This window comes from Okeania hirsuta, assembly GCF_003838195.1.
GTDB classification, from domain to species: Bacteria; Cyanobacteriota; Cyanobacteriia; order Cyanobacteriales; family Microcoleaceae; genus Okeania; species Okeania hirsuta.
This window is the reverse complement of sequence record NZ_RCBY01000074.1, coordinates 20,540-30,639: the sequence shown is the minus strand read 5'-3', so window position 1 is coordinate 30,639 and position 10,100 is coordinate 20,540. Positions and strand designations below refer to the sequence as shown.

Annotated in this window: 10 protein-coding genes and 1 pseudogene; 3 read left to right on the top strand and 8 right to left on the bottom strand. The window is 34.6% G+C overall.

Going from position 1 to position 10,100, the window contains the following annotated elements; genetic code table 11:
* Positions 1-393: 393 nt before the first annotated feature.
* The 7 genes and pseudogenes from D5R40_RS14410 to pedR form a co-directional block, all read right to left on the bottom strand.
* Positions 394-702: pseudogene (locus D5R40_RS14410) on the bottom strand (DEAD/DEAH box helicase family protein); the annotation flags it as partial.
* Positions 703-996: 294 nt separating this feature from the next.
* The gene (locus D5R40_RS14405) at positions 997-1,842 is read right to left on the bottom strand and encodes an OmpA family protein (RefSeq protein ID WP_124143778.1); all 846 of its coding nucleotides are present in this window, start codon (positions 1,840-1,842) and stop codon (positions 997-999) included.
* Between the two features lie 1,004 nt (positions 1,843-2,846).
* Positions 2,847-4,307, bottom strand: a complete 1,461-nt coding sequence (locus D5R40_RS14400; protein ID WP_124154802.1) for a hypothetical protein — start codon at positions 4,305-4,307, stop codon at positions 2,847-2,849.
* Between the two features lie 295 nt (positions 4,308-4,602).
* Positions 4,603-4,785, bottom strand: a complete 183-nt coding sequence (locus D5R40_RS35235; protein ID WP_124154801.1) for a hypothetical protein — start codon at positions 4,783-4,785, stop codon at positions 4,603-4,605.
* Between the two features lie 58 nt (positions 4,786-4,843).
* Positions 4,844-5,224, bottom strand: a complete 381-nt coding sequence (locus D5R40_RS14390; RefSeq protein ID WP_124154800.1) for a sulfotransferase domain-containing protein — start codon at positions 5,222-5,224, stop codon at positions 4,844-4,846.
* Positions 5,225-5,795: 571 nt separating this feature from the next.
* Positions 5,796-6,101 carry a hypothetical protein gene (locus tag D5R40_RS14385; protein WP_124154799.1) on the bottom strand — a complete coding sequence of 102 codons (306 nt, stop codon included), beginning with the start codon at positions 6,099-6,101 and terminating at the stop codon, positions 5,796-5,798.
* Positions 6,102-6,109: 8 nt separating this feature from the next.
* Positions 6,110-6,415, bottom strand: coding sequence for a photosynthetic electron transport-dependent transcriptional regulator PedR (gene pedR, locus D5R40_RS14380; RefSeq protein ID WP_124154798.1), 306 nt, complete (start codon positions 6,413-6,415; stop codon positions 6,110-6,112).
* Positions 6,416-6,652: 237 nt separating this feature from the next.
* Between pedR and D5R40_RS14375 the strand changes: the two genes are divergently transcribed.
* Both D5R40_RS14375 and D5R40_RS14370 read left to right on the top strand, forming a co-directional pair.
* Positions 6,653-7,633, top strand: coding sequence for a carbohydrate kinase family protein (locus D5R40_RS14375; protein ID WP_124154797.1), 981 nt, complete (start codon positions 6,653-6,655; stop codon positions 7,631-7,633).
* A gap of 82 nt (positions 7,634-7,715) precedes the next feature.
* A complete protein-coding gene (locus D5R40_RS14370) occupies positions 7,716-8,237 on the top strand; it encodes a DUF937 domain-containing protein (RefSeq protein ID WP_124143785.1) in 522 nt (173 codons plus the stop codon).
* A gap of 511 nt (positions 8,238-8,748) precedes the next feature.
* Here D5R40_RS14370 and D5R40_RS14365 read toward each other — a convergent pair.
* On the bottom strand, positions 8,749-9,234 hold the full coding sequence (locus tag D5R40_RS14365) for a gluconokinase (protein ID WP_124143786.1): 486 nt from the start codon (positions 9,232-9,234) through the stop codon (positions 8,749-8,751).
* A 33-nt stretch (positions 9,235-9,267) separates the two neighbouring features.
* Here D5R40_RS14365 and D5R40_RS14360 point away from each other — a divergent pair, with 33 nt between their 5' ends.
* On the top strand, positions 9,268-9,750 hold the full coding sequence (locus D5R40_RS14360) for a CYTH domain-containing protein (protein WP_124143787.1): 483 nt from the start codon (positions 9,268-9,270) through the stop codon (positions 9,748-9,750).
* Positions 9,751-10,100 lie beyond the last annotated feature (350 nt).

Genomic DNA, 10,100 nt, shown 5'->3' with positions numbered 1-10,100 from the left:
TCAGGAAGAGGGCATTGCTCCTACTGGTCACTTATTTCTGCCATCCTGCACTAGTCCTCAGTCAGCCCTTTTTAGACTATGGTACGCAGCGAGATGGCAGACATGTTTGTAATGACAACGGTATAATGGTGGGAATACATGTTTCAGACAACATATTAGTATGTAGAACTGTTTTGCGGCGTTAGTACGCGGAATTATAACGGAACGCTGTTAGATCCAAGTTGCTGAGAAAGCCAACCACAAAACGCAGGGTTTGGACAAAATTTATCCTCTGCTCTATCAACTACTTTTGACCACACCCGGATTTAATCGATAAATACAGAATCACCCATAGCTAGGCCCCAAATTTTGCCTATTCTCTGATTAATGACTTGCTGGAACAAGAACCAAATCTACTGGCAGATAAGCTTCCGGCTGATAATAATCGTAATAACTAATAAAATATTCCACAGAATTATCAGGGAAAAAATCACGCAACTCATTACACAATTGAGCCGCTAAAGTTTTATTATGAGCTAAAACTAATGTCGGTCTGCCTGCTTTTTCTATGACAGAAGCTATGGAAAAAGTTTTACCAGTACCTGTAGCTCCTAGTAATGTTTGAAATTTATGTCCAGCTTGAATATTAACAGTTAATTGAGCGATCGCTCCAGGTTGGTCACCAGTAGGTTTAAAGGGAGCTTGCAAACAAAATTTTGCCATAATAATTTTAGCAGTATTTATATTATTCTCAATTGTATATTTTAATTTCAAACTTAGGAGCCATGTAAAAATAAGTTGTACAAATTTTATCTGGGATAAATTGTGAAATATAGCTTCTATCAAAAAAACTGTTCAGGTTATTTTTGCACGAGTCCTTAGGATTAATGCCACTATATTCGGTAAACTTATCCAATTTTCGCCAGTTGATGTCCCTCCATTCATACATCGGTTTTGGTTCCGTGTTCATAAATCTACAATTACATCTGTGCTAAAAATCTTGCTTTCAACTTTAACCTACCTCTCAACCGCACTAGGAGTAAACCGAACTTCTATCCGACGTCTGCTCTGATTTGGATTACGATTTGCCCCCGCAAAATCTCCCCCAGGGTTATATAATTGTGCTGCAGAATAAGCTCGAAATTTTAACCCCAATTCTTTCAAACGAGGGTTTTTTTGAAGTTCTTGTACAACAGATAAAGCACGCATCAAACCTAAATCTGCATTTGAACCTGGTACTAAACTATTAACAGATTCATTACCCTTAGCAACTTGTTCTAACTGAGTATCTAAATTACTTCCACTTCTCTGATTTACTTGACCATCAGTATGACCTATTACTTCAACAACATAACCTTTATATTCCTTAGCAAAATCCTCTATTTGTTTGATTAAATCTCCCTCAATAAAACTTTTTAAATCTCCCGATATTTCCGCACTTCCTGATTCAAATCTTCGAGACTTAGAATCTCTAATTACTATTACAGGTGGAGACTTCAATTTTTCAATTTCTGTTTCTAGTTGTGTGACTCTATTTGACTTTTGCTCTAGTTCATTTTCAGAGGTAGTTACTAATCCTTGTAATTTTGTTACTTGATTTTGTAAGTTACCAATTTGTCCTTGTAATCCTGTTACTTCACCAGTCTTTTGTTGAATTTGATTTTGTAAATTAGTAATTTCTTGTTGCAGTTGTAGGGCGCGATTTTCGTTGGCATCAGAAATTGACTCTATAAACAGAGATTTAATAATAGCTAATAGCAATAATAAACTTAATATCATAAAAGAGTTAGACATTAAGTCTGTAAATGCCGGCCAAATTTCTAGGTCGCGATTATCTTCAACAAGTCGTGAACGATGACGCATAATTATTTTAATTCCTATTAATAATCAAATTATTAAATATATTAGACTCCTGGCAAAAGTCGGGAGCAGGGAACAGCAGTGCGACCCCGCGACGACTACAGTTGCAAGCGGTCGAGGGATGGCGTTTTGCTCCGCAACATATAAAGTGTTAGCGTTTGCGCAGCATGACCATAGGAAAGCTCCTCTTCCGGAGGAAAGAGGCAGCGACTCTGTCAAGGGTGGGTCTCCTCGCTGTCCGACCATCGACAAAGAGAGGGAATGCACACTCCTGTGAGGGAGCAGGGAACAGAGAACAGGGAAAACATAGCAGAAAACATAAATAGACATCTGGTAAAAATCAAAAATCAAATCAATTCTTATCCATAAATTATCAGGTAGTCCTGCATGGGTTTTGGTGAGGATATATATTTTTTAATTTTTCCCACACTCCCACACTCCCCCCATCTCCCCAAATTCCCCTCCTGGGAGGGGGAGGGGCGAGGGGTGAGTCCCCATCTCCCCACAGTTCCTTTACTATTATATGCACCACCACCAATTATCAATTATTTCTCCCTGTTGCCAGATGAGCTATTGCCTGTTGCCTCTTTTCTGGAGATGTCTAATCTATAGAGATGCTTAATAAACAAGGGTTGAAGAAGGAGACAGGAGACAGGAGACAGGAGACAGGAGGAAAATTACATGGGGATTCGCTCCCCCAAGTAATGCGTGAACACCCCCGTTGACGGTGGGGTATTAAACCCACAAAGAAAATGATAAAAAAAGATTTATTTTTTACTTTGGCAATAGTTCTATTTGTAGATAACTTATTTCAATAATTGATAATTGATAATGGATAATTGATAATTACCTCTCCCTAAAAGGAAGAGGATTGAATAAAAGGAAAATTTTTTTCTTGTTTCTCCTTTAAAGGAGAGGCTTTAAACCTTAATTATTCGGTAAAAAAAAGGGGTACTTAAAAGTCTTGAGCTTCCCAAGAGAAGGTTTGAAGCAGCGAGCTGTCACACCTATTTATTTGCTAATTTATCGATAGTATGTGTCAACCGATAAATTTCATTTTTAGTTTCTTGCATTTGATTGATATATTCCTGTAAATTTGTGGCGATGACGCTTAAATGGGAATTATTCAGATTAGCTTGATTACTCATACCTTTTCCTATTTGGTCTCCTAAAGATTTAATGCTCTGACTAATACCATCTGTAGAATTATTCAAGGCATTTGCTAAAGTTTTTAGTTGAATTTGTACTTCATCTAAATTATCTGCTTTAGATACTACTCTTCTTTGTAAACTATCCAGAGTTCCCACCGCTAATTGAAAACCTTGTGATGCTTCTTGTAATTGTCGAATCATCTCAGCCAAAGATTTTTGATTACTTTGATGAGATTCTAATAGTTTTAATGAAGTTTGATTATTACTGGTAATTTGTTCTCCAAATTTTGCTAGTCTCTTACTATATCCCTGTAGTTCAATTACTACTATTTCTATTGCTTGAACAGCAGTAGCTAGAGTCGAAGTTGATTGAGAAAAATTACTTTGAATATTGGCTAATTGTGCTGTTGAATTAGCTAACTTTTGCGGAAATTGACTATGTTCAAATATCTGTGCTATTTCTAGAAATCTATCCCCTGCTATCTGAAAATCTTTAGAACTTTTTGCCACTGTAGCAGCAGCTTCTCCTAATCGCACAAAAGTCTGTTCTGCTAATTTACTGGTAGTAGTATTAGCATTATGAATTTCTTGAATTTTATCTTGCAGAGCTGACTCTACTCCTACTCTGACTGTTTGACCAAATCTTGTTAAAAATCCTTCAAAAGAATAAGCAACAGCTTTTACTACTTTATCAAGCTGAGTTTGACCTTCTATTGTTTGTAAGTAAATGTTATCTAAATAGTCTTCTATTGAACTGATTAATCTAGTTTTGGCAAGGCTAGTATTAAAAATGAAATTAACTGATGTAACTACTGCACTAAATAATATTGCTACTAAGCTGCTAGTAAAGGCAATTCCCATGCCTTGTAATGGTACTTGTAATTCCCTGAGCAAACTACTAACATCAGTAGCATTAGTATCACTAACTGTTTGACTTAAAGAAGTCAAGTTAATGGTAATGCCGATAAAAGTACCTAATAATCCAAAAGACACCAGTAGATTAGGTAAAATTCGACAGAAATATTCTATTTGTTCATAAGATATTAATCCAAATAATCTTTGTCTACTATAAACTTGGTCTATTAATGCTCCTGTATTAACTTGCTCTAGTTTACTACTTGCATCTGTAAATCTGCCCTCTAAATATTCGATAAATCTTGGCTTATTTACTGACTGCTGATTAATTAGTCTTCTAACTTTATTTCCTTGATTTACTAAGTCAAAATGAAGTATTATTCTTAATAATATAGCAACTACAGATGGAACAATTACTAAAACAATTACTAGAGGGATTAAATAAGATGGTATTGGTGGCATAGTAACATCTCTGATGTTTCAATAGTTAATTAATTGAGAATTATAATAATTCTGCTTATCTCTCGATATCAGTCAATTCTAAACAAAGCTAGTGTAGGAGCAATATAGTATTCAATAATTACTAATAGATAAATAGAGCAGGCAAAAAAAAGACGTTGCATTTTTAATCAAAAAACTCCTAAAAGCAATTAATATAAACTTTTGAGCTAATTTACAATTTGATACATAGTGCCCAAAAATTACTATGTTCTACTTAATGAATAATTGGTAAAAGTATTACTTACAATTGCTTAAATTAAGACAACCATTTTGACAAATCTCGGTCTATTAGTTTTTGTAATTTTATGATATCAGGTTTATACATCTCGAATATGACTTTTCTCATTTCTGAGGGTAGAGGAGGCCGAGATAAATTTCGACTTATTAGATTTGTCCACAATGCTCTTCTTTTTTCACGGTTAGGAAATAAAGTTCTCATAATTGGACGTAAAGCTTTTCTAAGGAAATTATCTTTATAAATAAAATTATAAATAGTCTTATTTTTTGGGATTCCTGAAGAAGCATCTTTGAGGTACAAAGCTACTGTCTACATTTAAAAATGTAAATATATCCTTGACAACCTTTAGAGAATCTGAGGTAAAATCTTCAAATAAAAAAAGTTTAATATTTTGAAGGTCAAATATATCAAAATATTTTTTTAGGTAATAGTAGTACAACCCTTTTTCAAAATATTGCTCGGGATATCCTTGCTTTTGGTCAGCTTCTATTGCTTTTAACAAAGATTTTTCACCTTCGTGTTTATTGTTTCTTTGATTAAATAAATAATCAGAATAGACACGAGACACAGGATCGCGTAATAAAGCAATTAATTTAACATCAGGTAATCTTGATTTAATTACTAATAGGAGCTTGTTCATTAGCTATGTAAGATACAGAAGCTTATCCAATAGCTTTCTCTTGTGGTTTTCTAAACCAATACTTGTACCAATCTATAGTATAAACTGTAATCTTTCCTTTTTGATTAGTTATAATGCTACCTTCATCATACAAGAAAAAATTAGGTTCTTTCTTTTTACTAATAAAAATATCTGGATGCTGAACAAGATAGTTACAAAGCGAAGTAGAGCCTGATTTACTAGAGCCAAAAATAATAAAATTAGGTAATTTATGATTTAGACATAATAACTAATTTACTACAAATAATCACTACATACTAACATATAGCGTTTCTCAAGTTACTGAGATACAGTTGTTTTTCTATTCCCTACTCCCTACTCCCTAAAACACAGGAATTTTGTACCTCACGCTTCTTGGAAATTGCTATAGCTCTTTTTGTTATTGTTGAAAATAGAGTTTATTAGTAAAAATTAAGACTTTTGTTTGATATTCATAGAGTAACTTTAATGCCAGATATTAGAACAATAATTACTAAAAAAATTGAGAGAGGGGACAGTCATTAGTCCCTAATATTTGATATTTGAGCAATGACTAATCTCCCTCACCATTACCTGCAATTTGATTGGCTTCCCAAGGCCCGAATTTAGATTGATAATAGGCCAATATTTGGTCTACTTTTTGACGGACAGCATCTTCAGCATCTTCTGTATACTCTAAGCACAGACTTCCTATTTGGCTTTTTTCATAGTCAAATGGTTCTGAGACAGGAAGAAAAAATAAGTCCACTTCTACTTTGCCGACTTGACGCAAATGAGCTGCTACTTCTCGATATACTGCTAGTGGTAGTCCTTGACAGCTAATTTGATAACGTTGTTGTTTTTGTTTCGCAGTCTGCATCTTGATATTTACCTTCCCAATATATCGCCCTCTAAGCTATGATCTACCAATTGTTCCGTTGTATCTGGTAAATTACAACAGTTGATACTATCTAAACATACTTTGCCCCACTGCAAAGCCCAACGAACCAGTTCTACTCGATTATGGGTTGAAGTCTTACTCAGAATATTACTGATATGATTATCTACCGTTCGCTTACTAATTTCTAGCTTCTCGGCGATTTTTTCATTAGTCAACCCATCTGCCACTAGCTCCACAACTTGAAGTTCCCTTTCTGAAAGGGATATTTTGGTTTGAGACTCGCAACCAGTCATAACTTTTGTCTATATATGTATATCTGCCTAATTATAATTTTAGAGACATCTTGACAAAATTCACCTTAATGACAATCTATAAGTGGGAAAAGTATGAAAAAGCTGAGGGAGGATAAAATTAGTTAATTATGTTTTTTCAAAAAAAATTATTGATTTTAAATATACCTTAGATTTTAATCACCACTAAAATATTCCGAATTTCCCTACCTATATATAACTTGAGATACTCTAATCAATATGACCCATCTTCATGTTCTCTGTCTCGGTGAAATTTTATTTGATTGTTTGGCCGACAGACCCGGAATACCTCTAAATCAAGTTCAGTCTTGGACAATCTACCCTGGTGGTGCCCTGGCCAATGTTGCTTGTGGTTTAGTCAAACTAGGGACTCCTAGTGCTTTAATTAGTGCAGTAGGTCAAGATACAGAAGGCAAAACACTGGTAAAATTTTTGCAAGAAGTGGGAGTAGACACTACTGGTATCCAGCAAAATTCTGACGCACCAACACGGAAGGTTTATGTATTACACTCTACAACAGGGGAACGTGAATTTGTTGGTTTTGGCGATCGCCAGACAACAGAATTTGCTGATACCCATTTACAAGCTGAACTTTTGCCAGAATCTTTATTTTTAAATGGTGATTTTTTAATATTAGGAACCCTTGGACTAGCTTACCCTGAAACTAGACAAGCAATTTACCAAGCTCTTGAATTGGCTGACCAATACCATCTCAAAATCATGGTAGATGTCAACTGGCGTCCTTCATTTTGGCCAAATCCAGATGAAGCTAAAGAGCTTATATATTCTTTACTAAAAAGAGTGGATTTTGTCAAACTCTCTATAGAAGAAGCTAAGTGGTTATTTGAATCTACCGAACCTGCTGCAATTACTTACCAATTAAATTCAGTGGAAGGGACATTAATAACTGCTGGCGATCTAGGTTGTGCTTATTACTTGTCAGAAAATGAAGGGAAAGTACCAGCTTTTTCAATAGATGTGGTGGATACTACTGGTGCTGGTGATAGCTTTGTCGCAGGTTTTGTACATCAGTTGCGCCAATATGGTATTCGTCAACTACAGCAACCAGGGGTAGCAAAAAAAATTGTTACTTATGCTAGTGCGGTGGGTGCTTTAAGCGCTACTAAAAAAGGAGCGATGTCTGCTCAACCTACTGTAGATGAAGTTGAGGCATTTTTTAGTAGCTATTTGGGTCACTAAGATAGATAATTAAAGACGACTTCAGTAGAGGTTATTGGCCTTTCTGAAGCTCGTTGTCAAAAATTATTACAGTTTAAAAATAATGGGACTTTTCGATCAAATTGTTGGTGCTATTAATAACCCTAATCAAGAAGCTAGTACGAGTCAATTGAGCAGTATTCTTGGTACAGTGCAGCAACTAAGCGGCAATCTCGGAGGAGATTCTGGTGCAACTCAAGTTGCTATGTCAATGTTGGGTGGTTATGTACGTTCAGCTTTACAGCAGAAGCGAGAAGAGTCTGGTAATGGAGCAGTTCAAGCAATTATCAATCAGTTTGCAGGTACAGATCCTAATCCCCAAGCTGTTGAATCTCTATTTTCAGCTAATCAAATTACTGGAATTGTTCAGAGTATATCTGAAAAAACAGGTTTTGACCTCTCACAAATCCAGAATTTATTGCCTACTTTAGTGCCACTAATTCTGAATTTATTGAAAACGGGTAATGACACTCAAAATCCTAATCAGGCATCTAATAATGTTTTAAATAGCTTTTTGGATGCTGATGGAGATGGGGATGTTGATATTTCAGATATGATGGGGATGGCAAGTCGTTTTTTGAAGTAAAGGAAAAGTGTTAGGTTTTAGGTGATTGAAGAAGGAAGAAGGCAGAAGGCAGAAGGCAGAAGGAAAAATTGCATGGGGATTAAAACCCCAAATAATTTTAAGCACTCCCGTTGATGGTGAGGTATTAAACCCGTGAAAGAAAAGATAATATTACTACTTTTACTGGACTATTCAAGGCAGGAATTGTACCAAATTCATTTCTAAGCTGCATAGAATAATATCTTGATCGGGGTTGACTGTAGATACAGATAGACAAGTTAACTAGCTATTAGCTTTTAGCATTCAGCTATCAGCTTTTTGAGCTTGGGATAAATAAGTTGCAAAAAGACTTTAAAGCTTTTTCCATCAGGGAGAAAAAAAACAAATATTTGAAGGTAGAATGATTACGCAAATATTCAAACAATTTTGCTCTCCAAATACTTTTTTTTAGATAGTTTTCTATATCCCTGAATTTCCTATCCTCTACCCCCTGCCTTTCCCCGACTTCACTACCTAATATAAATAAAAATTTCTACAAACTATTCCTAATATAATTGATAATATCTTCGGGAGATTTTACAGCATCTATATCTATTATTATCGCTTCTTCTGGTTCTTCAAGATCGTCAAATTGACTTCTTAACATTTCAACTTTCATAAAATGATTTTCTCGTTCCTTTAGTCTTTGGGCAAACAAATCAAAAGACCCTTTTAAGTAGACAAGTTTAATATTTTGTGAGTCTTTTATCAGTAGATGACGATAAGCTTTTTTCAGAGCAGAACAGGCTAATATAATATTTTTATTATTCTCTAACCATTGCTCAATTGCATTTCTCATTTCTACTAACCAAGGAATTCGGTCTGCATCATTTAAAGGATTACCACTACTCATTTTTTTTATATTAGCTTGGGAGTGAAAAGAATCAGCGTCATAAAATTCATAACCTAGAGATTTTGCTAATAATTTTCCAATAGTAGATTTACCAGAACCAGAAACTCCCATTATGATAATAATCATTGTATTAATTCTCAAAAGTTCTTAAATATTAAAATGGCAATAGAAATAGAACGTAAGTTTTTAGTTAAAGGCAACGGGTGGCGTAATCAAGGTGTTGGGCAAGTTTATCGTCAAGGTTATATGTCTACAGAAGATGGCATAACATTAAGGGCAAGAATTGCGGGAGACCAAGGCTATTTAACTATTAAAGGACCTTCTGTGGGTAATTCACGGTCAGAATATGAGTATTCTATTCCAGTTGAAGATGCTCAAGAGATGTTGAATACTTTGTGTAGTTCGCCCTTAATTGAAAAGGTTAGATATAAGGTTTCTCATGGTAATTTTATTTGGGAAGTTGATGAGTTTGCTGGAGATAATCAAGGTTTAATTGTGGCTGAAGTTGAACTTTATAATGAAAATCAAGAAGTTGAATTGCCAGATTGGATAGGGGAGGAAGTTTCTCACGATAAGAGATATTCTAATTCTAATTTATCGAAAAATCCTTGGAAAAATTGGTCTTCAACAATTAATAATTAATAATTAATAATTACCTACCCTCGAAAAGAAGAGGATGGACTCAAAGGAAAATTTTTTCTTGTTTCTCCTTTAAATAAGAGGCTTTAAACCTTGATTATTCAGTAAGTTTAATGGAAAAATATCAGGAAAAAGTTCATAAATAGGGAAATTTTTGGCATTTTTTGAAGAGTTTTGAATTATAGCGTCTGAGTTATGAGATGGTAGATAAATTTTCTGTGTGGCGATCGCTCTGATGTAGATGATAAATTAATTGATGCTTTTTTCGACTATAGCGCCTGGGTTATAAGATGGTAGATAAATTATCTGTGTGGCACTTCCTTTAGTGTGAATGATAAATTGATGATTTTTTT